Source organism: Pseudoalteromonas sp. NZS71_1 (genome assembly GCF_015864305.1).
GTDB lineage: Bacteria > Pseudomonadota > Gammaproteobacteria > Enterobacterales > Alteromonadaceae > Pseudoalteromonas > Pseudoalteromonas arctica.
This window is the reverse complement of the sequence record NZ_JADYXM010000005.1, coordinates 114,151-136,420: the sequence shown is the minus strand read 5'-3', so window position 1 is coordinate 136,420 and position 22,270 is coordinate 114,151. Positions and strand designations below refer to the sequence as shown.

19 protein-coding genes are annotated in these 22,270 nt (G+C 40.5%); 14 read left to right on the top strand and 5 right to left on the bottom strand.

Going from position 1 to position 22,270, the window contains the following annotated elements; all coding sequences use genetic code 11:
• Positions 1-144: 144 nt before the first annotated feature.
• The 4 genes from rpoH to ftsY all read right to left on the bottom strand — a co-directional run bounded on the left by rpoH (position 145) and on the right by ftsY (position 5,407).
• Positions 145-1,008, bottom strand: a complete 864-nt coding sequence (gene rpoH, locus I6F43_RS09995; RefSeq protein WP_007582838.1) for an RNA polymerase sigma factor RpoH — start codon at positions 1,006-1,008, stop codon at positions 145-147.
• 314 nt (positions 1,009-1,322) lie between these two features.
• A complete protein-coding gene (gene ftsX / locus I6F43_RS09990; protein ID WP_007582840.1) occupies positions 1,323-2,309 on the bottom strand; it encodes a permease-like cell division protein FtsX in 987 nt (328 codons plus the stop codon).
• Positions 2,306-2,983: a cell division ATP-binding protein FtsE gene (gene ftsE / locus I6F43_RS09985; RefSeq protein ID WP_007582842.1), complete on the bottom strand. Its 678-nt coding sequence runs from the start codon at positions 2,981-2,983 to the stop codon at positions 2,306-2,308. Before ftsE ends, ftsX begins: the two co-directional genes overlap by 4 nt.
• An 87-nt stretch (positions 2,984-3,070) precedes the next feature.
• The gene (gene ftsY / locus I6F43_RS09980; protein ID WP_442960238.1) at positions 3,071-5,407 is read right to left on the bottom strand and encodes a signal recognition particle-docking protein FtsY; all 2,337 of its coding nucleotides are present in this window, start codon (positions 5,405-5,407) and stop codon (positions 3,071-3,073) included.
• A 228-nt stretch (positions 5,408-5,635) separates the two neighbouring features.
• On the opposite strand from ftsY, the gene rsmD reads away from it, so the two are divergent.
• The 14 genes from rsmD (at position 5,636) to I6F43_RS09910 (ending at position 21,338) form a co-directional block, all read left to right on the top strand.
• On the top strand, positions 5,636-6,241 hold the full coding sequence (gene rsmD, locus I6F43_RS09975) for a 16S rRNA (guanine(966)-N(2))-methyltransferase RsmD (protein WP_165725129.1): 606 nt from the start codon (positions 5,636-5,638) through the stop codon (positions 6,239-6,241).
• A gap of 145 nt (positions 6,242-6,386) precedes the next feature.
• Positions 6,387-6,602 carry a 30S ribosomal protein S21 gene (gene rpsU / locus I6F43_RS09970; RefSeq protein WP_002957797.1) on the top strand — a complete coding sequence of 72 codons (216 nt, stop codon included), beginning with the start codon at positions 6,387-6,389 and terminating at the stop codon, positions 6,600-6,602.
• Positions 6,603-6,621: 19 nt separating this feature from the next.
• Positions 6,622-7,068, top strand: coding sequence for a GatB/YqeY domain-containing protein (locus I6F43_RS09965; RefSeq protein WP_007586535.1), 447 nt, complete (start codon positions 6,622-6,624; stop codon positions 7,066-7,068).
• Between the two features lie 244 nt (positions 7,069-7,312).
• On the top strand, positions 7,313-9,064 hold the full coding sequence (gene dnaG / locus I6F43_RS09960; RefSeq protein WP_007586534.1) for a DNA primase: 1,752 nt from the start codon (positions 7,313-7,315) through the stop codon (positions 9,062-9,064).
• Positions 9,065-9,188: 124 nt separating this feature from the next.
• Positions 9,189-11,036, top strand: coding sequence for an RNA polymerase sigma factor RpoD (gene rpoD / locus I6F43_RS09955; protein ID WP_007586533.1), 1,848 nt, complete (start codon positions 9,189-9,191; stop codon positions 11,034-11,036).
• 67 nt (positions 11,037-11,103) lie between these two features.
• Positions 11,104-11,985: a 50S ribosomal protein L11 methyltransferase gene (gene prmA / locus I6F43_RS09950; RefSeq protein ID WP_197102087.1), complete on the top strand. Its 882-nt coding sequence runs from the start codon at positions 11,104-11,106 to the stop codon at positions 11,983-11,985.
• Positions 11,986-12,266: 281 nt separating this feature from the next.
• Positions 12,267-13,238, top strand: coding sequence for a tRNA dihydrouridine synthase DusB (dusB, locus tag I6F43_RS09945; protein WP_010553368.1), 972 nt, complete (start codon positions 12,267-12,269; stop codon positions 13,236-13,238).
• Between the two features lie 19 nt (positions 13,239-13,257).
• On the top strand, positions 13,258-13,548 hold the full coding sequence (gene fis / locus I6F43_RS09940; protein ID WP_002957804.1) for a DNA-binding transcriptional regulator Fis: 291 nt from the start codon (positions 13,258-13,260) through the stop codon (positions 13,546-13,548).
• 191 nt (positions 13,549-13,739) lie between these two features.
• Positions 13,740-15,326 (top strand): bifunctional phosphoribosylaminoimidazolecarboxamide formyltransferase/IMP cyclohydrolase, encoded by a 1,587-nt coding sequence (purH, locus tag I6F43_RS09935; protein ID WP_007586526.1) that lies wholly within the window; start codon positions 13,740-13,742, stop codon positions 15,324-15,326.
• Between the two features lie 106 nt (positions 15,327-15,432).
• Positions 15,433-16,254 carry a class I SAM-dependent methyltransferase gene (locus tag I6F43_RS09930; RefSeq protein WP_007586523.1) on the top strand — a complete coding sequence of 274 codons (822 nt, stop codon included), beginning with the start codon at positions 15,433-15,435 and terminating at the stop codon, positions 16,252-16,254.
• Between the two features lie 15 nt (positions 16,255-16,269).
• Complete coding sequence (gene purD / locus I6F43_RS09925; protein WP_197102086.1) at positions 16,270-17,553, top strand: phosphoribosylamine--glycine ligase; 1,284 nt, start codon at positions 16,270-16,272, stop codon at positions 17,551-17,553.
• 112 nt (positions 17,554-17,665) lie between these two features.
• The gene (locus I6F43_RS09920; protein WP_197102085.1) at positions 17,666-20,206 is read left to right on the top strand and encodes an EAL domain-containing protein; all 2,541 of its coding nucleotides are present in this window, start codon (positions 17,666-17,668) and stop codon (positions 20,204-20,206) included.
• 22 nt (positions 20,207-20,228) lie between these two features.
• Positions 20,229-21,038, top strand: coding sequence for a DUF2797 domain-containing protein (locus tag I6F43_RS09915; protein ID WP_197102083.1), 810 nt, complete (start codon positions 20,229-20,231; stop codon positions 21,036-21,038).
• A gap of 6 nt (positions 21,039-21,044) precedes the next feature.
• Positions 21,045-21,338 carry a hypothetical protein gene (locus I6F43_RS09910; RefSeq protein ID WP_010553373.1) on the top strand — a complete coding sequence of 98 codons (294 nt, stop codon included), beginning with the start codon at positions 21,045-21,047 and terminating at the stop codon, positions 21,336-21,338.
• A 13-nt stretch (positions 21,339-21,351) separates the two neighbouring features.
• Here the strand turns inward: I6F43_RS09910 and I6F43_RS09905 are convergent, their stop codons facing one another.
• The gene (locus tag I6F43_RS09905) at positions 21,352-22,269 is read right to left on the bottom strand and encodes a histone deacetylase family protein (RefSeq protein WP_024590604.1); all 918 of its coding nucleotides are present in this window, start codon (positions 22,267-22,269) and stop codon (positions 21,352-21,354) included.
• Position 22,270: the final 1 nt, after the last annotated feature.

The following is a 22,270-nucleotide window of genomic DNA, read 5'->3' as shown; positions in this document are numbered from 1 at the left end:
AGCCATTCAATAATGCAGAGTATCGGTATTACTTGATAGGATATTTTATCATTGGGTTTCGCTTCGCTCAAACCAACCTACGCGAAAGCAAAAAGCCCCGCATTTTCATGCAGGGCTTTTTAAATTTTGCAGCTTGAACTGTGTTTAGCTCATAGCGCTTTGTAATTTTTTCATCGCTGTTTTTTCAAGCTGGCGAACACGTTCAGCAGATACACTGTACTTTTGTGCAAGCTCTTGAAGAGTCGCTTTATCATCCGACAACCAACGTGCGCTAACAATATCTTGTGAACGTTCGTCTAGTGTTTTAAGTGCGCTAAATAAACGAGTATGCGCTTGCTCTTTCCACTGTTCTTGTTCAACGTCGTCAGCTAAATCAGCTGCGCCATCTGTTAAATACTGTACTGGAGAGTACGTACTTGTTGGTGCGTCGTCGTTATCGTCGCCAGTTAGGTCAAAGCCCATGTCTTGGCCGCTCATGCGCGATTCCATTTCACGTACTTCTTTTTCACTCACACCTAGCTCGCTAGCAACGGTACTAACCTCAGCTTGATTAAACCAACCTAAACGCTTTTTGTTTTTACGAAGATTAAAAAACAATTTACGTTGCGCTTTAGTGGTTGCAACTTTAACTATGCGCCAATTTTTAAGCACAAACTCGTGAATTTCGGCTTTAATCCAATGCACTGCAAACGATACTAAACGTACACCCACAGTAGGGTCGAAACGCTTAACCGCTTTCATCAGGCCTATATTACCTTCTTGAATAAGGTCAGCTTGTGGTAAGCCGTATCCCGAGTAGCCTTTAGCAATATGTGCTACAAAGCGTAAATGCGACATAATGAGTTGCTTGGCAGCACTAAGATCACCTTCTTCCTGAAGCTTTTTAGCAAGTTCTTGCTCTTGTTCAACTTTAAGCATAGGAATAGTGCTTACCGCTTGAAGGTAACCGTCCATGCTTGCGCTTTGTTGTCCGACTGTAAGTGCCATTGCGTATAAATCTTTACTCATTTTTCACCTCGGTGATAAACATTTGAAACTATCTTAGCACTCTTTCTTTAAGAGTGCTAACCCCAATTTAAAACTTTTTTAAAGTATAAATCAAGCAGTTTTTAGTATGTGTTTAGTCTACTACAAGCGACTGAATAAGTGATGAATTGAGGAGCTGCAGCAGGTTAACCTCGCTGCATCACCTTATTTACAACTCATTACTTCATGGGAGGATAGTACATAAATATGACAGTATTAATAACAGGAGGTACAACCCAGTTCGGTACGATACGCATATCAAGCTGGGTTGGTTCACTTATAGTTTGCAGGATTGTTTATACTTTATCGGGTTCTATTTCTTTAATATATCGATTTACAGAAAGGTACGAGCCTACAAATCCTAAGCTTGTTGCAAGTAACACTAAAAAGCCGAGCTCATTAAGCGATAATCCAATTAACGAGAAGCTTGTTTGATACACCCCCGCTACACTGCTCACAGCGCTTGAAAGCCACCACATCATTAGTCCTACGCATATAAAGGCGAATAAACCACCTATTACACCATACCAAATACCTGTCCACAAAAATGGGGCATGTATAAAGGTGTTAGTTGCGCCGACTAGCTTCATTACTTGTATTTCTTCTTTTTTATCCATGATCGACAAACGGATGGTGTTACCAATAATAAGCGTCACTGAGGTAAGCAGTAATAATGCGATGGTTATTACACTTTCTTTCAGTAAATCTAGTAATGCATTTAAACGCTCTAGCCACGCTATATCGAGCTTACCAAAATCAACTTCACGTTCACTTTCTAATTTAGTTAGCAGTACTTTAGCGGCATTTGGGTGTCTATGACGTTTTGTAGGAGTAACAAGTACCACATCAGGTAATGGGTTTTTATCTAAGTACTCTAAAGCTTGCCCAAAGCCAGATACGTCTTTAAATTCAGTTAGTGCTTTTTGCTTTGATATAAATTCAACGCTTTCCACTTCTGGATAAAGTGCTAAACGCTTTACTAATGTTTGCGTTTCTTGCTCGTTCATACTTTCTTTTACAAACAACGATATTTCACTCGCTTCTTCAAAACCACTACTTACTTGCTGTACGTTTTTAACAACGAGATAAAGTGTTGCAGGTAACGTTAGGCTCAAACCAAGTACAGCAATAGTCATCATAGATGCAAGCGGCGTACGCCACATTTCACCTAAGCTATGAACACCTTGGCGAAAAATATTAATAATGAAAAAATAACCGCCAGCTAATACTGATTTTTTTTGCTTGTCGTTACTATTTTGACGACTTTTAAAAAGTAAACTCATAGTGCTCCCTCAGCGAGCGGATCTTGAAGCATGCGGCCATCTTTTAAGGTTAGACTGCGGTACTTCATACGTGCAACCAAACCTAAGTCATGCGTCGCTATAAGAACAGTGGTGCCGTGTTTATTAAAATCCTCAAACAGCTTTAGGATTTCCATTGAAAGCTCAGGGTCTAGGTTACCTGTAGGCTCATCGGCTAACAGAATTGGCGGGGAGTTTACAATTGCTCTGGCAATACCAACACGTTGCTGCTCGCCTCCAGAGAGCATAGACGGATGACATTTTATTTTGTCTATCAGGCCTACTTTATCAAGCGCACCATGAACACGTTTAGCTATTTGCTTATGGTGAGTACCCTCAATAATAAGAGGCAGTGCCACGTTATCAAAAATGGTATAGCGCTCTAGTAAACGGTGGTTTTGAAAAATAATACCTATATCACGGCGAGCATAAGGAATTTGACGCGAGTTTACTTTATTTAAATCAACACCGTTGATAAATACACTGCCTGCCGATGGGCGTTCCATTAAGCTAATTAACTTAAGCAACGTACTTTTACCCGCACCACTGTGGCCGGTTAAAAAGGCAAGTTCACCCGGTTTAACATGAAAATTAACTTTTTCGAGGGCGCGGTGCCCTCCAGGATAAGTCTTACTTACTTGCTGAAAATTTATCATCTTTTTATTATGCCAATTCAATTAGTTTACTAATAAAATTGGTATTCCTCGCAATTAAAAAGGGAGCAAGCTCCCTCTTTTGGTAAATTAAACGTCGTCCTCATCTTGGCTAAATAACGCATCAATAAAGTCATCGCTTTTAAAAGCGCGTAAATCATCAATACCTTCACCAACACCAATGTAACGAATTGGAATATTAAACTTATCTGCAACCGCAAAAATAACACCACCCTTTGCAGTTCCATCAAGTTTTGAAAGCGTAATACCAGTTAAGCCAACGCATTGATTAAATAAGTTCACTTGGCTAATTGCATTTTGACCTGTGCCAGCATCAATGGTTAGCATCACTTCGTGCGGCGCATCAGGATCAATTTTTTTCATAACACGAGCTATTTTTTCAAGCTCCTGCATTAAGTTATCTTTATTTTGCAAGCGACCCGCTGTATCTGCAATTAACACATCTATATTACGTGCTTTTGCAGCTTGGAATGCATCAAAAACAACCGATGCACTATCTGCACCCGTATGCTGTGCAATAACAGGAATGCTGTTACGTTCACCCCAAACCTGAAGTTGCTCAACAGCAGCCGCTCTAAACGTATCGCCAGCAGCCAGCATAACCGACTTACCTTCGCTTTGAAATTGCTTAGCCATCTTACCAATAGTCGTTGTTTTACCAACGCCATTTACGCCCACCATTAAAATAACAAATGGCTTTTTATCTTTGGTAATGACTAAAGGCTGTTCAGCCGTTTTTAGCATCGCAGCCATTTCTTGTTTCATTAACTCATAAAGCGCATCACCATCTTTTAACTGCTTACGGTTCGCAGCATCAGTTAAGCTATCAATCAACTTCATGGTGGTATCAACGCCTAAATCGGCGGTGAGCAACTGTGTTTCAAGATCTTCAAATAATTCGTCATCTATTTTTTTACCACTAAAAATAGATGCAAACCCAGAACCTATATTAACGCGAGTTTTTAACAAGCCCTTTTTAAGGCGAGAGAAAAACCCTTCTTTTTTCGGCTTTTCTGCTTTTTTAGCTTCTTCAATTGCAAGCTCTGCTGTGATACGTTCTTGTTCTAAACGCTCGTTTTCTGCTTTTCCCGCTGCAATGCGCTCTTGCTCTAAACGTTCGTTTTCTGCTTTCTCAGCCGCAATGCGCTCTTGCTCTAAACGTTCATTTTCTGCTTTTTCAGCTGCAATGCGTTCTTGCTCTAAACGTTCATTTTCTGCTTTTTCAGCAGCAATGCGCTCTTGCTCTAAACGTTCGTTTTCTGCTTTTTCAGCCGCAATGCGCTCTTGCTCTAAACGTTCATTTTCTGCTTTTTCAGCCGCAATGCGTTCTTGCTCTAAACGTTCATTTTCTGCTTTTTCACCCGCAATGCGCTTTTGCTCTAAACGTTCATTTTCTGCTTTTTCCGCAGTAATGCGTTCTTGCTCTAAACGCTCGCTTTCTACTTTTTCAGCAGTAATGCGTTCTTGCTCTAAACGTTCGCTTTCTGCTTTATCAGCTGCAATGCGTTCTTGCCCTAAGCGCTCGTTCTGAGCTTTTTCAGCAGCAGTACGTACTTGCTCTAAACGTTCGCTTTCTGCTTTATCAGCTGCAATGCGTTCTTGCTCTAAACGCATTTGCGCTTCTTGTTCTGCTAAACGTTTTGCTTGATCTTGTCTTTGTGCTTCAGCATCTGCTTGTTCTTTTGCTAATAACTCAGCATTCGCTTGCTCTATTGCAAGCTTTTCAGCTTTTACAGCTTCATCCTTTTTTTCAAGGCGTATTTGCTCTAGTCGCTCAGCCTCTACTTTTTCTGCAGCCAATCGCTCTTGCTCTAAGCGCATCTGCGTTTCTTGATCGGCTAAACGTTGTGCATATTCTTGTCTTTGCGCTTCTGCATCAGCTTGTTGTTTTGCAAGCAATTCAGCATTGACCTGCTCAATGGCAATCTTTTCTGCGTTTTCAGCACGCTCTTGCTCTAAACGTTTTGCTTCAATTTGTTCAGAAGCAATACGCTCCTGCTCTAAGCGCTCTGTTTCGGCCTCTGCTTTTAAACGTTCAGCTTCAGCTTGCTCCTGTGCTAGCTTTTCTTGCTCTAAACGTTTAGCTTCAATTTGTTCAGCAGCAATACGCTCCTGCTCTAAGCGCTCTGTTTCGGCTTCTGCTTTTAAACGTTCAGCTTCAGCTTGCTCCTGTGCTAGCTTTTCTTGCTCTAAACGTTTGGCTTCAATTTGTTCAGCAGCAATACGCTCTAGCTCTAAACGCTCTGTTTCCGCCTCGGCTCGTAAACGTTCAACTTCAGCTTGCTGTGCAAGCTTTTCTTGCTCTAGCTTCTGCGCTTCTTCTTGCGCTAATGCTTGTTGTTTATCAGCGGCTGCTTTTTGCTCTGCTTCTTTTTTATCTGACTTGCCAAAACCGAGCCACGACATGAATTTACTTTTTTTTGTCATACTTGCTAATAACCACTTATAAAAATCTGATAAACTAAAATTTGAAATAGCTTGGCAATGCCCAGCAATAGTTGCTAATAAATACAACCATTCAAAACGTAAGTGTTCAATAGTAACACTTTTAATACGGTTGAAAAATGAAGCTACACGTAATCACCCATAATATTATCTGAGCTAGATACCATATACCATTTTTTAGTGAGCTAAATGAGAAAAAAAACAACGCAAAATAAAGCTACTAACAAGCCCAGTGATGGCTTTATTAGAGTGATTAGTGGCCAATTTCGAGGCCGAAAACTCCCTGTTAAAAATGTAGAAGGCTTAAGACCTACTACCGATCGAATTAAAGAAACTGTATTTAATTGGCTAATGCAAGATACGCGTGACACAAATGTACTTGATTGTTTTGCAGGTTCTGGTGGGTTAGGATTTGAAGCGCTATCTCGATTTGCTAAAAACGCCACATTTATCGAGCTCGACTCGTCAGCTGCCAAGCAATTAGAACAAAACATTAGCACTTTAAAACTCGACAACGCATACGTTAAACATACTAATTCACTCTCCTTTTTAGAGCAAAAAAACACAAACGAAGCGTTTAATCTTGTATTTGTTGACCCACCATTTCGTAAAGATTTAGCGCAAACAACCTGCGATTTATTAGAAAAAAACCAATGGTTAAGCGATGATGCATTAATTTATGTTGAAGTAGAAACAGAGTTAACCACCTTCAATAACCCGAGCAACTGGTTGTTAATTAAAGAAAAAAAAGCAGGCCAAGTGTTTTGCAAACTCTACCAGCGCCAAGCAAATTAATACTGTTTTACATGATGCGTTTCTGTTAATATTGTCCTTTACATGTGGTGTTGCTTCGGATTACAATACCGCACCATTTTTGAACCACTTGATCAATGTTTGATCAACTTGAGCAACGCTCATAATTTAGGTAGGTGAATTTTTAATGCCAGTAATTAAAGTAAGAGAGAACGAACCGTTTGACGTAGCACTTCGTCGCTTCAAGCGTTCATGTGAAAAAGCAGGAATCCTTTCAGAAGTTCGTCGTCGCGAGCACTATGAAAAACCAACAGCTGAGCGTAAGCGTAAAAAAGCTGCTGCAGTAAAACGTCACATGAAAAAACTTTCTCGTGATAACGCACGTCGCGTTAAATTATACTAATATATTAGGTCTTGTATAAATGAGCCTTTTAATAACGCTAAAAGATGCGCAAAAAGATGCGATGAGAGCTAAAGACAAACAACGTCTTAACCCTATTCGTATGGTACTTGCTGCAATCAAGCAACGTGAAATTGACGAGCGCATAGAACTAGACGACGCAGGTATTACCTCCGTTATAGTGAAGCTTGTTAAACAACGTCGTGACTCTTACACTCAGTACAAAGATGCTGGGCGTGATGATTTAGCTGATATTGAAGCCAATGAAATAGTGGCACTTGAAACTTTCTTACCTCAAAAATTGAGTGAAGAAGAAATCATTGCTCTCATTGATGCGGCTATTGCTGATACTAACGCAGCAGGTATGCAAGACATGGGTAAAGTAATGGGTATAATCAAAAGCAAAGCCGAAGGTCGTGCCGATATGGGCAAAATCTCTGGTTTAATTAAGCAACGATTAACTGCCTAATACTCCCACATACATTAAAGTATGATTGAAGTGAACCGAGCCTTGCGCTCGGTTTCTTTGTTTTTAACTTTAATAAAAAGTACACCTACTAGGTTACTTTAAAATGAAATTTTTTATAGCTTCCCTATTTATTTTGTTATCATTTTGGTAAGTTAAAGCACGCTATACTTTGCATCAAGCAAGTATAAAAAAGTAAATTTCATATTCGTTATTCTTCTTATTATTTCAGGACTGTATTTTACTAATGGCTGGAAAGATCCCACGTAACTTTATAGACGATTTACTTGCCAGAACCGATATTGTCGACCTGATAGACTCAAAAGTAGGTCTAAAAAAAGCAGGTAAGGATTATCAAGCTTGTTGCCCATTCCATAACGAAAAATCGCCCTCATTTACCGTATCGCAAGACAAACAGTTTTATCATTGCTTTGGTTGTGGCGCTAATGGTAATGCTATTTCGTTTGTAATGGAGTATGAAAAGCTTGAGTTTGTAGATGCTATTGAAGAAATAGCAAGCATGCTTAACTTAGAAGTACCTCGAGAACAAGGCACAAACTCAGCACCAGAACGTACTGCTGCGCAAAAGCGCTCTGATTACGATTTAATGCTTCATACTGCGCGCTTTTATCAGCACCAATTAAAACACCACAGTAATTCTGCCGCCGTTATTGAATATGTAAAAGGCCGTGGTTTAAGTGGTGAGACAGTTAAAAAGTTTATGATTGGCTACGCCCCCAGCGAATGGGATGGATTATGTCTTCAGCTTGGCCGTAATAAAGAACAAAAAGAGCAATTAGTTGAATTAAAGCTAGCTTCAGAAAAAACACCGGGCAGACAATTTGATTTTTTCCGCGACCGATTAATGTTCCCTATTCGCGATAAACGCGGACGCGTTATTGCATTTGGTGGGCGTGTAATGCAAGCCGACCAAGGGCCAAAATATTTAAACTCGCCAGAGACCCGAATTTTTCATAAAGGCTTTGAGCTTTACGGACTTTATGAAGCAAAGCAAGCCCATAAAAAACTTGAGCATGTAATGGTTGTGGAAGGTTACATGGATGTTGTTGCCTTAGCCGAGCAAGGGATTGAATATGCTGTTGCATCACTAGGTACCGCAACAACAAGCGAGCACATGCATACGCTGTTTAGAACAACAGATAAAGTAATCTGTTGTTACGATGGCGACAGAGCTGGCCGTGATGCAGCTTGGAGGGCGCTTGAAAACGCACTTCCTTATTTAAATGACGGTAAAGCACTGCAATTTACTTTTTTACCCGATGGCGAAGACCCTGACTCTCTTGTACAAAAAGAAGGTAAGGAGCAATTCGAATTGCGCCTAAGCCAAGCAGATGACTTTACCAAAGTATTGTTTAATAAATTAAGCCAAGAAGTTGATTTAACACTCGACTCAGGAAAAGCTAAATTACTCAGTGCAGCACTTCCACTCATTGAAAAAATCCCAAGTGAATTTTATCAAGAAAACATTCTTGAACAGTTAGGGCGTTTAATCGGAAGAACACGTGAGCAATTAAATAACCGTTTAAAAACGCCAAAGCAACAGCATTCGATTGAACGTAAGTTTAAAATAACACCAATGCGTCAAGCGATTGGTATTTTAATTCAACATCCTAATTTGGCTAAAAATGTGCCATATTTGCCTGAACTCGCACAAATGAATATTGCTGGTATAGGGCTATTATTACGCTTACAAGAGCAAGCTTTAGAAAAAGAAAGCATTACCACAGCGCAACTACTCGAATTTTTTAGAGGAACTGAAGATTACGAGCCCTTAATCAAGCTTGCAACGTGGCAACACGACATAAATGAAGAGCGTTTAGAGACGGTTTTTAAAAATACTTTCAAGTTTATTGAAGATCAGTGTTTAAATTATCGACTCGAGACCCTATTAATAAAGGACAAGACTCAAGGCCTTAGTAGCGACGAAAGACTTGAGTGTCATTTGTTAATGACAGCGTTAAAAGCCACTAACAGCTAGTCAAAATTGATTTAAACTGTTATACTGTGCTATTCACTGCGTCACATTATTCTAGTTGGCTTTAATGCAAACTACATGATGGCGCCTGTTGTATCAACTTATCAGAGTGGAAGAAACAATCTCTATGGATCCAACTCCTCAGTCACAATTAAAACTTCTGATTCAAAAAGGTAAAGAGCAAGGCTACTTAACTTTTGCAGAAGTAAATGATCACCTTCCACAAGACATTATAGACTCAGATCAAGTAGAAGATATCATAAGCATGATTAATGATATGGGTATCAAGGTTAGCGAAAACGCGCCTGATGCTGATGAATTAATGATGCAAGAAACAACGACAGACGAAGACGCAGCTGAAGCTGCCGCTGCAGCCCTTGCGACTGTAGAAAAAGAAATCGGCCGTACAACGGATCCGGTTCGCATGTACATGCGTGAAATGGGTACTGTTGAACTTCTTACACGTGAAGGCGAAATTGTAATCGCTAAACGTATCGAAGAAGGCATTAACCAAGTACAGATTTCTGTTGCAGAGTACCCTGAAGCAATCACTTACCTGCTAGAGCAGTGGGATAAGTTTGAAGCTGAAGAAATGCGTTTAAGCGATATCATCGTTGGATTTATCGATCCTAATGAAGATACAGCGCCAATTTCAGCAACTAATATCGGTTCAGAATTAAGTGCTAAGCAACTTGATGACGATAAAGATGACAAAGATGATGCTGATAGCGATGACGAAGATGAAGAAGAAGTAGACACAGGGCCAGATCCTGAAGAAGCGCGCATTCATTTTGAAAATTTACGTGATTTATACAATAAAGCACGTGATACGTTTGAAGCTAAAGGTCGTTCGCATCCTGAATCACAAGCCGCCATTTTTGAAATTGGTGAGCTTTTCAGAACCTTTAAATTAATACCTAAACAGTTTGACCGCATGGTAAATAACATGCGTGAAATGATGGATCGTGTTCGCGTTCAAGAACGTCTAATCATGAAACAAGCTGTACAAATTGCTAAATTACCGAAGAAAACATTCGTTAAGCATTTTGCTAATAACGAAACTGACGCTTCATGGGTTGATTTAGAAATTTCAGGTAACGAAAAATACTCAGCTAAACTTGAAGAAGTTAAGCCAGAAATCATTCGTAGCATTAATAAACTATCTGTTATTGAACAAACAACAGGTTTAAGCATTGAGCGTATTAAAGACATTAACCGTCGAATGAGCATTGGTGAAGCGAAAGCACGCCGTGCGAAAAAAGAAATGGTTGAAGCTAACTTACGTCTTGTAATCTCAATTGCTAAAAAATATACAAACCGTGGCTTACAATTCTTGGATTTAATTCAAGAAGGTAACATTGGTCTGATGAAAGCAGTTGATAAGTTTGAATATCGCCGTGGTTATAAGTTCTCTACTTATGCTACGTGGTGGATACGTCAAGCAATCACTCGCTCTATTGCTGACCAAGCAAGAACAATCCGTATTCCAGTACATATGATTGAAACGATTAATAAACTTAACCGTATTTCTCGTCAAATGTTACAAGAAATGGGTCGTGAGCCAAATCCAGAAGAATTAGCAGAACGCATGATGATGCCTGAGGATAAAATCCGTAAGGTACTTAAGATTGCTAAAGAGCCAATTTCAATGGAAACACCAATCGGTGATGATGAAGATTCTCACTTAGGTGACTTTATCGAAGATACAACTATTGATTCGCCAATCGATTCGGCAACAATGGAGTCTCTTCGTGGCGCAACTAACGATGTACTTGCAGGCCTAACAGCCCGTGAAGCTAAAGTACTACGTATGCGTTTTGGTATTGATATGAATACCGACCACACCTTAGAAGAAGTAGGTAAACAGTTTGACGTAACACGTGAACGTATTCGTCAAATAGAAGCGAAAGCGCTGCGTAAATTACGCCACCCTTCTCGCTCAGATTTACTGAAAAGCTTTTTAGACGCTAAATAATTTAGCGCTACTATATAAACTAAAAAGGCCGCTATAGCGGCCTTTTTTCTATTTGAAGGAAATAATCATGGCTTGGATCCAAATTCGTATTAACGCCAATGCTGCAACAGCAGATGCAGTAAGTGACCTATTAATGGAAGCGGGTAGTGCTTCAGTAACCTTTATTGACGCAAAAGACACCCCTATTTACGAACCCAAAATTGGCACCGTTGTATTTTGGGCTGATACAACAGTAATTGGCTTGTTTGAAGCTAATCACGATATGAATGAAGTCGTTGCGTTATTGAAACGCCATGATGAACTAAAAGACAATTTAGTATACAAAATAGAGCAGCTTGAGGATAAAGACTGGGAACGTGAATGGATGGATAACTTCCACCCTATTCAATTTGGTGAAAGACTATGGATTTGTCCAAGCTGGCGCGACATTCCAGATCCTGATGCAGTAAATGTACTGCTTGACCCTGGCCTTGCTTTTGGTACAGGCACACATGCAACAACGGCCTTATGTCTTAAGTGGTTAGAAAGCCAAGATCTAACAGGTAGAACGGTTGTTGATTTTGGTTGTGGCTCAGGCATTTTAGGTATTGCAGCTATAAAACTAGGCGCAGAGCGCATGATTGGGATTGATATTGATCCTCAAGCGCTTGAGGCAAGCCTCGATAATGCTAACCGTAATGGCGTTGCAGACAAACTTGAAGTATACCTTCCAGAAAACCAACCTGAGTTTACCGCCGACATAGTAGTGGCAAATATATTAGCCCAGCCACTTCGCGAATTGCACAGTGTAATTTTAGGTTTATTAAAGCCTGGCGGCAAGATTGCAATGTCGGGTATTTTAGAAGAACAAGCACAATCAGTTGCTGATATTTATGCACCGTTTATTGAACTAGATGACATTGCCGTTGAAGGTGATTGGACTCGAGTGAGTGGCACTAAAAAAGCGTAATAAACTGCATAACCAAATTTAGAGCATTAACTCAAAACCTGCATGTAAAGCCTGTATTTAACAGGCTTTACTATTTTTTTACATATTAAAAGTTTTCTGATTATTGTGTAAAAAATAAAACTTGTATAAATTTCAAACAAATCAACCTACTTGTCATGTGGTTATCAAATGTCAATACGAAAAGGGCAAAAAAAAGTTACTTTTGTTCAATTTATAGCCTTTGATTTTTGTGAAAAAAACCGTAAACTTAGCGCCCCTTGAAAAGAGGCCTATTGAATATAGTGCGTATCGGTAAATACCAACTTGAGAATAATGTAATTGTCGCGCCAATGGCTGGCATTACAGACAGACCATTTAGACAACTTTGCCGTCGTTTAGGCGCAGGGCTAGCTGTTTCTGAAATGCTATCGTCTAATCCTAAGGTTTGGAAAACGGAAAAGTCGATGAACCGTATGGATCACAGCGGTGAGTCGGGTATACGCGCTGTGCAAATTGCAGGAGCAGATCCTGAGCTTATGGCGCAGGCCGCACAATTCAATGTTGCTAACGGTGCACAGATCATAGATATCAATATGGGGTGCCCAGCAAAAAAAGTGAACAAGAAACTCGCAGGCTCTGCCTTATTACAGTTTCCTGAACTTGTGGAAGAGATTATTGATGCAGTCGTTAATGCTGTTGATATACCTGTGACACTTAAAATCCGTACAGGATGGGATCCGGATAACCGTAATGGTGTAGAGATTGCGAGAATAGCTGAACGTTATGGCATTGCATCACTTGCTGTACATGGGCGTACGCGCGCATGTATGTACAAAGGTGATGCTGAGTACGCCACGATTAGGGATATAAAACGTTCAGTGTCGATTCCTGTTGTTGCAAATGGTGATATTACATCACCAGAAAAAGCAAAACAGGTTTTAGACTATACGGGTGCAGATGCCATTATGATTGGCCGAGCCGCCCAAGGTCGCCCTTGGATATTTAGGGAGATAGACCACTATTTGCGAACTGGGGAACACTTACAGCCGCCTGCTATTGCAGAGGTGCGCAGTATTTTAATGGAGCATTTAACAAACCTCCATCTGTTTTACGGTGAGCCAATGGGAGCGCGAATTGCTCGCAAACATGTATCTTGGTATTTGCAAACCCATGACAGTGATGGTCAGTTTAGGCGAGTATTTAATGCGCTCGACAACCCACAAGCACAGGTCGTCGCATTAGAGCAATACTTTAAAACACTAGCAGCTAACTAAGAAAGAAAGAGACTTAATAATGTTCGAACAAAACGTGACTTCTCCATTTATCACTAACCCTCATGTTCAGTCACACGAGAAACCGCAGCCATTGCGTGATGCAGTAAAAAAAGCTGTTCACCACTATTTAAAGCAGCTTAACGGTCAAGATGTGCAAGACGTTTACGACCTTGTTCTTTCAGAGCTAGAAGCGCCATTACTTGAAGAAGTGATGACATATACACGTGGTAACCAAACTCGTGCAGCAATTTTACTAGGTATCAACCGTGGTACTTTACGTAAAAAGCTTAAAAAATACGGCATGAACTAATATGCTGGCTGTGATTTATCACAGCTAATTATTAAAAAAGCACCCTAGGGTGCTTTTTTTATGCCCGTAGTTTAATAGCCGTGTTGCAAAATGCTCACCCTCATCGGCGCTTTATAAGTCGTTTTTTGAGTTGTAATCAGTTAAAATGCCCGCTTCTAAGCTAGCTCATTAACTGAGGAAATCAAACTACAATGGATACTCATCGTCCCATTCGTCGCGCACTATTAAGTGTGTCTGATAAAACCGGTATTGTTGAATTTGCCCGCGCACTAGAAGCGCAAGGCGTTGATATATTATCAACTGGCGGCACATGTAAACTACTTGCTGATAACGGCATAAAAGTGACTGAAGTATCAGATCACACAGGCCACCCTGAAATCATGGATGGTCGCGTAAAAACTCTTCACCCAAAAATTCACGGCGGCATATTAGCCCGTCGCGGACAAGATGAAAGCGTAATGGCAGATAACAACATTTCTGCTATCGACATAGTTGTAGTTAACTTATACCCCTTTGCGAATACAGTCGCTCAAGAAAACTGCAGCCTTGAAGATGCTATTGAAAATATTGATATTGGCGGCCCTACAATGGTTCGTGCAGCCGCTAAAAACCACAAAGACGTAACAATCGTGGTAAACGCGAGCGACTACGACCGTGTTATTAGCGAAATGCAAAACAACAATGGCTCTACTACGTATAAAACACGTTTTGACTTAGCGATTGCTGCTTACGAGCACACTGCCGCATACGATGGCATGATTGCTAACTACTTCGGTAAAATGGTTCCTGATTACACCGAGGAAGCTGCTGTAGAGACTAAATTCCCACGTACTATCAATATGCAGTTCACTAAAAAGCAAGATATGCGTTACGGTGAAAACTCACATCAAGATGCTGCTTTTTATGTTGAAAGTGACATTGCTGAAGCATCAGTTGCAACAGCAACTCAATTGCAAGGTAAGGCCCTTTCGTTTAACAACATTGCAGATACCGATGCAGCACTTGAATGTGTTAAAGAATTTGACGTACCTGCGTGCGTAATTGTAAAACATGCTAACCCGTGTGGTGTTTCAATTGGGGACAATATTCTACAAGCATACGAGCGCGCTTTTAAAACAGACCCTACATCAGCATTTGGTGGCATTATTGCCTTTAACCGAGAGCTAGATGCAGCAACTGCACAAGCAATTGTTGATCGTCAGTTTGTTGAAGTCATTATCGCACCTAGTATTTCGAGCGACGCTGCAAAAATTGTTGAAGCTAAAAAGAACGTTCGTTTATTAGAATGTGGACAGTGGACAGGTAAAGCAGCTGGCCAAGATATTAAACGCGTTAACGGCGGTATTTTAGTTCAAGACCGCGATTTAGGCATGGTAACGCAAGGCGACTTAAAAGTTGTTTCTAAGCGCCAGCCTACAGAGCAAGAACTTAAAGATTTACTATTTTGTTGGAAAGTAGCTAAGTTTGTTAAATCAAACGCAATTGTTTATGCCCGTGACGGTATGACCATTGGTGTAGGCGCAGGCCAAATGAGCCGCGTATACTCAGCTAAAATTGCAGGCATAAAAGCTGCAGACGAAAACCTTGAAGTTAAAGGCTCAGTTATGGCGTCTGATGCGTTCTTCCCATTCCGTGATGGAATTGACGCAGCAGCAGCCGCTGGTATTACTGCGGTAATTCAGCCCGGTGGCTCAATGCGTGATGAAGAAGTGATTGCAGCTGCTGATGAAGCTGGCATGGCAATGGTACTTACTGGTATGCGCCATTTCCGCCACTAATCACACAAAGGGTTAAACGTTGGTTTAACCCTTTTTGTTTGCTATAAATTCACGTATTCTGATTATTCAATAACCTATTTAAAATTATAATGTGAAGGAACAAACAATGAAATTTGCGCTAAAATCGCTACTTGTAGCCACACTAACGATGACATCGACTATGGCGCTTAGCCATAACCACGAATCGAGCCTTGAGCATGCGCTTCAATCAAGCGAACGTAGCGCTAAAAACAGCGTTCGTGACGAATATCGTCACCCGGCTCAAACACTTGCATTTTTTGGCTTTAAACCAACTATGACAGTTGTTGAAATTGCGCCAGGCGGTGGTTGGTATAGTGAAATTTTAGCGCCAGCACTAAAAGAGCAAGGCACTTATTATGCCGCGCACTTTCCTGCTGATTCATCAGTTGGCTACTACCAACGCTCTCTTGCGGGCTTTAAACAAAAAGTGGCTGAAGATGAGCGCTTTAGTAGCGTTAAAATTACTGAGTTTGCACCTGTAACACATTTAGATATTGCGCCAGCTGGCAGTGCCGATATGGTTTTAACTTTCCGTAATGTACATAACTGGTATATGGGCAAAGATAAAAGCGGTGCATTAAGTGCATTCCAAGCTTTTTATAAAGCCCTTAAACCAGGTGGTACATTAGGTTTAGTTGAGCACCGTTTAGCTGAAGAGCGTGCTGACGAAGATCAAAAAACATCAGGTTATATGAAGCAGAGCTACGTAGTAGACCTTGCTAAACAAGCTGGGTTTGAATTAGTAGCAAGCAGTGAAATAAATGCAAATCCAAAAGATACAGCCGATCACCCTAAAGGTGTATGGACGCTACCACCAAGCTTAAGACTCGGCGAACAAGATGCTGACAAATATAAAGCCATTGGTGAAAGCGACCGCATGACGCTGAAATTTAAGAAACCGCTTTAAATAGGAATTTTCGCCATGAATGTTTTAGTCATTGGCAGCGGCGGCCGCGAACACGCACTTGCGTTTAAAGCCGCTCAAAACACCAAAGTAAATACTGTATTTGTAGCCCCTGGTAATGCAGGTACTGCACTTGAACCAAAACTTGAAAACGTAGCAATAAACGTTGACGACTTAGAGGGTTTACTTAGTTTTGCACAGCAAAACAATGTAGAGCTTACTATTGTAGGTCCAGAAATACCGTTAGTACTGGGTGTTGTTGATAAGTTTCGTGAACATAACATGGCTATTTTTGGCCCAACGGCAGGCGCAGCCCAGCTTGAAGGCTCTAAATCGTTTACTAAAGATTTTTTAGCACGCCACAATATCCCATCAGGCGATTATCAAACGTTTGAACAAATTGACCCAGCCCTTGCTTATTTAAAAGAAAAAGGCGCGCCAATTGTTGTAAAAGCAGATGGTTTGGCTGCGGGTAAAGGCGTAATTGTAGCAATGACGGAAGCCGATGCCGAAGCAGCTATTCGCGATATGCTTGCGGGTAATGCTTTTGGCGATGCGGGAAGTCGTGTTGTTATCGAAGAGTTTTTAGACGGTGAAGAAGCGTCTTTCATTGTAATGGTTGATGGCAAAAACGTATTACCATTTGCTACCAGTCAGGACCATAAACGCGCTTACAATGGCGATGCTGGTCCTAACACGGGTGGCATGGGTGCATACTCTCCTGCGCCAGTTGTTACGGATGAAATCCACCAGCGTATTATGAATGAAGTGATCTACCCTACGGTAGAAGGCATGGCAAGCGAAGGCCATCCGTACACCGGCTTTTTATACGCAGGTTTGATGATTGACGATACAGGTACCCCTAAAGTAATTGAGTACAACTGTCGCTTTGGCGACCCTGAAACTCAACCAATGATGCTACGTTTGCAATCAGATTTAGTTGAATTGATTGAAGCTGCTAACCGTGTAGAACTTGATAAAACAACGATTAAGTTTGACCCACGCGCAGCCGTTGGTGTTGTACTTGCAGCTAAAGGTTACCCTGGTGATTACCCTAAAGGTGATGCAATTTCGGGGCTAAAAGTTGATTACCCTGCGGGTGAAAAAGTGTTTCATGCGGGTACTAAGAAAAGTGGCAATGACGTTGTAACCGCAGGCGGTCGCGTATTATGCGCAACAGCACTTGGTAACACCGTTACGCAAGCGCAGCAGCGCGCCTATGAGCTTGTTAAACAAATTAGCTGGGATGGTATGGAATATCGTACTGATATAGCTTACCGTGCTATTGCACGCGAGCAATAGCCTGTAATACCTATTCATTGGTATAACCAGTTAATTTAACTACAAAAGCGCAGTTTATCTGCGCTTTTTTAGTGCTACACTAATTAAAAGGTTTTTTAAAAGTAAATTAACGTTGGAACTAAGAACTTTACGTTACCATGCAATTGCTGTTGCCATACTGATATTTATATTTTTTATAATCAGTACATTGGCATCAAACCTTGTCGTGCCTACACGATATACAATTGATAAAACGGCTCCAATGTACCTCGATTACGCCTACTATATTGACGAAACCAAAACTAAAACATTCGATACCATCATTAACCAACCTGAATTACTTACTCATCAACCATTTTCAGATGTTCCATGGAGTTTTAGCCAGCAAAACTATTGGTTGTTTCTTGATTTAGAAAATAAAAGCCTTAACAAGCAAAATGTTGTGGCACATTTTGACAACCCTATGGTCGATCATCTTACGGTTTATCGCCTCGACAAAAATAACAAACTAATTGAAACATACAAACTCGGCGATAAAGAAGAAGCCCTCTCTTTGTTTGAGTACAGCGTACCGCATATTCGTTTTTTAGTAGAAAGAAAATCGTCACAGCGCCTAGTAATGAAAATAGACACAATCGGCATAAGTAAAACACCTGTAAACTTATATCGTGATAAAGAGTTTATTGACTTAGTGCGCTCTCAAACTGGGATCTGGGGCATTTTTGTAGGCGTGCTATTGATGGCTGCGCTTTATAACTTGGTGCTTTATTTTGGCATAAAAGACCGTGTTTATTTAATTTATATTGGCTATATCATTAGTGCGTTAACCTTATTGGGTGCAGTGCTTGGTTTTGGATTTTATTTATGGCCAGTGCAATGGCAGTTATATATTCACGAAAAAGTCATATTTTTTAACTACGCAATATCATTTTTCACTCTCGCCTTTTGTACTATGTTTTTACGCTATCACAAGGACAATTGCTGGCGATACAAAATGAGCGTAAAACTGCTTTTGTTTATGTCAGTAATGGCTATAGCTAGTCTATTTATTCCTGAGTACATTGCAGCCCCGTTGTTTTTTTGTGTAATGGCACTTTTATACGTTGTTTGTATTATTTTAATTTATAACAAGCTACGTAGCGGCTTTAGGTGGGCTAAGTTTTATGTACTTTCGTGGATACCGCTGATATTTGGTGCGGTAATACAGCCTATGGAGCTCACTGGCTTTTTGGCTTATAGCTTTACCTCCCGCCATGCCTTTTTAATGGCTATTTTGTGCGAAGTTATTTTAATGGCAATGGCGTTAGCTGACCGAGTAAGGTATCAGCGCGAACGTGCGCTTTACCATGCCACGCACACACAACAAACAAAGTTACTTAATAGCTCCAAGCTAAAACAAGCATTTATGGCGCTACAAAGCCAAAACCGCTCAACAACTTTATGTTTAATAAAAATACGTCACTTTAATTCGCTCAATACAATTATTACCTCTTCTCAGGGCTACACACTTATAAAGCATGTAGCCAAAGAGCTTGAATTAGAACTCAGCCATGAACGCGAATTTACAAACCTCGAAACAGATTTAAACACCAGCCCACGCTTAGCCGATTTAAGCAGTGGCGTATTTGCCTGTATTTCTACTAAAACACAAAACCAAGAAATGCTAGAAGCACTACTGACTAAAATAATTAGCAGCCTACCAAAACAATATGAAATTAAAGGGCTAAACCTGCAGCTTAGTTACAGTATAGGTATTAGTAGTGCAGGTAAGAGTAACGACTTTGAATATTGGTTAAAGCGTGGTTATTTAGCGCTTAAAAAAGCAAAAGGTAGCGTTAATCAAGTTGGGTCATCGTCAAACGGTAATAATCTAATGATGGACGTTGCTCTAGCCGCTAAGCTGCAACAAGCCATCAAAACAAATCAACTGGCACTTTATTACCAACCTCAAATAAACTTATTAAGTAACCACGTAAGTGGTGCTGAAGCTTTATTACGTTGGCCCGACCCAACTTACAGCAACTTATCAATTGAAGAACTAATAATACTTGCTGAGCACACAGGCATTATTAACGAGCTAACACTGTGGGTAATAGAGCAAGCCTGTAAAGACATAGTCAAGCTTACAAAAAATGGCTATAACGAGCACACAATTAGCGTAAATTTAAGCGCTAAAAACTTAACTATAAATAACTTAGCCGAAAAAGTAGAAAATATTTTAATTAAATACCAAGTGCCGGCACAGTTACTTAAATTTGAACTAACCGAATCGGCCTTCGTAGATAGCCAGGATGCACTTATAAAGTTAGTTGATGAGCTAACCGCATTAGGTATTAAAGTAGTACTGGATGACTTTGGGACAGGCTATGCGTCACTTAGCTACTTAGTCAATTATCACTTTAGTGAACTTAAAATAGATAAGTCATTTGTTTTTGATTTACCTAATAACCCTACTCACCAGGTTATTGTACAAACAGCCATTGATATGGCGCATAATCTCAATTTATCAATAACAATTGAGGGGGTAGAAACCCAGGAAATCCATCACTTACTCAAAGATATGAACGCTGACTACGCCCAAGGTTATTTATACGCAAAAGCACTGCCTTACACCGACTATTTACACTTCTTAAAAAGCCAATATAGCTTAAAAATGTTAGACTCCTCTTTTTAACATCTTTAGGGGCCAAGTAAAGATGCAAGGCACACTGCGTAAATTAAAATCGAGCTTAACCGAACCAGTACAATATCACTTACCTGTAGGTGAACACCTAGTAGACTTAAATGCATTTATAGGTAAGGAGCTTACGCTTACCTTTAGTGGCACTATTTTATGTTCTAACTGCGGTAAAAAAACCAAAAAAAGCTATTCTCAAGGTCACTGTTTTGTATGCATGCGCAAGCTCGCTAGTTGCGATATGTGTATTATGAAACCAGAAACCTGCCACTACGATCAAGGCACTTGCCGAGAGCCACAGTGGGGCGAAGAAAACTGCATGATCCCACACTATGTATATCTCGCTAACACCTCTGGGTTAAAAGTAGGTATTACCCGCCACACACAAATACCGACTCGTTGGGTTGATCAAGGCGCGACTCAGGCATTACCTATTTTTAAAGTGCAAACTCGCCTGCAATCAGGTTTAGTGGAAGTTGCATTGGCTGAATTTATTGCCGATAAAACGAATTGGCGCAATATGCTAAAAGGTCAAAACGAAGCAATTGACTTAAAAGCAGCTGCAGCCGAGCTGATCCCACAAATTAGTGAAAAGCTAAACGAGCTCAGTGAATTATTTGGCGCAACAGCAATAGAACAACTTGATGAAGATGTGGTTGATTTAAACTTTCCAGTAACCGAATACCCAATAAAAATCAGCTCATTTAACTTTGATAAAGACCCTGTTGTAAGTGGTGTTTTACAAGGTATTAAAGGCCAATACTTAATTTTTGAAAAAGGCGTTATTAATATTCGTAAATTTACGTCTTATGAAGTAACCGTAGGCTAACGGGCTATGTTAAACAGCTACCCACAGTTATTGGTTATTTATAATGAGCTTGAGATAGCCCATAACCAACAAGAGCAACAAGAGTGCTTACACAGCGTTATGCAAAGTGAACTAAGCGATGTGCGAGTACTTAATAAGCAAGGTGACTACCTTAATTTACAAGGCACTGCTTGCCCTGAATTGAATGGCGAGCAACTAGCACAGCTTGTTACAGCTTACTTATTAAATGAAGGACAATGCTGCCTTGGTAAAATCAAAACCCTAAGCACAGCGCAGGCGTTTGATTTATTAGGGCTATAAACACTCTCTTTATTTAAACCTCAGTAAGCACTTTTATATGCGCTACAGCACTGCGACCTAAAGCTGATAGCGCATAGCCACCTTCTAAATACGAAATAACACCTTTGCAGCCGCCCTCTTTAGCAACACCACATAGTTGCTCGGTAAGCCAAATGTAGTCATCCTCTACAAATTTTAAGCTCGCCATATCATCTTCTAAGTGTGCATCAAACCCTGCGCTTATAAAAAGTAATTCAGGCTTAAATGCTTTTAATTTTGGTAGCCATTGCCCAGTAAATACCTCTTTTAGGTCGTCGCCATTGCTGGCAATTGGCAAAGGAGAATTAACTATATGGCTATTATTTTTAACCGCTGTATTTGGGTAAAACGGATACTGAAATAACGAACAAAGCAGTACGTTTTCGTCATCAATAAAAATGTCTTGCGTGCCATTCCCATGGTGTACATCAAAGTCAGCAATCGCAATCCGCTTAATCCCTTTGCTTTGAGCGTACTTAACGGCAATAGCTAAGTTATTAAACACACAAAACCCAGATGATGAATCTTTATTAGCATGATGCCCTGGCGGGCGTACTGAGCAAAAAGCAGCATCGAGTTTATCGGCAAGTATTTCATCAACAGCTAACAACCCGGCACCTACTGCCCGCTCAATCGCTTTAAACGAATCGGGGCACAGCCACGTATCGCCATCTAAATTAGCGAGCCCTTCTGTTGGTAGTGTAGTTTCTACGTGCTTAACTAAAGCTTCATCGTGAGCAAGTAAATAATGCTCACGCTCGGCCTTAGGTGCTTGCAGGTGTGTTAAGCCAACATCTACACCGCTGGCTAATAATCTGTCGGTAATTGCATCTAAGCGCTCTGGGCATTCTGGATGGTCGTCTATCATTTTATGTTTACGGCAATGAGGGTGTGAAATAACTGCAGTACGCATA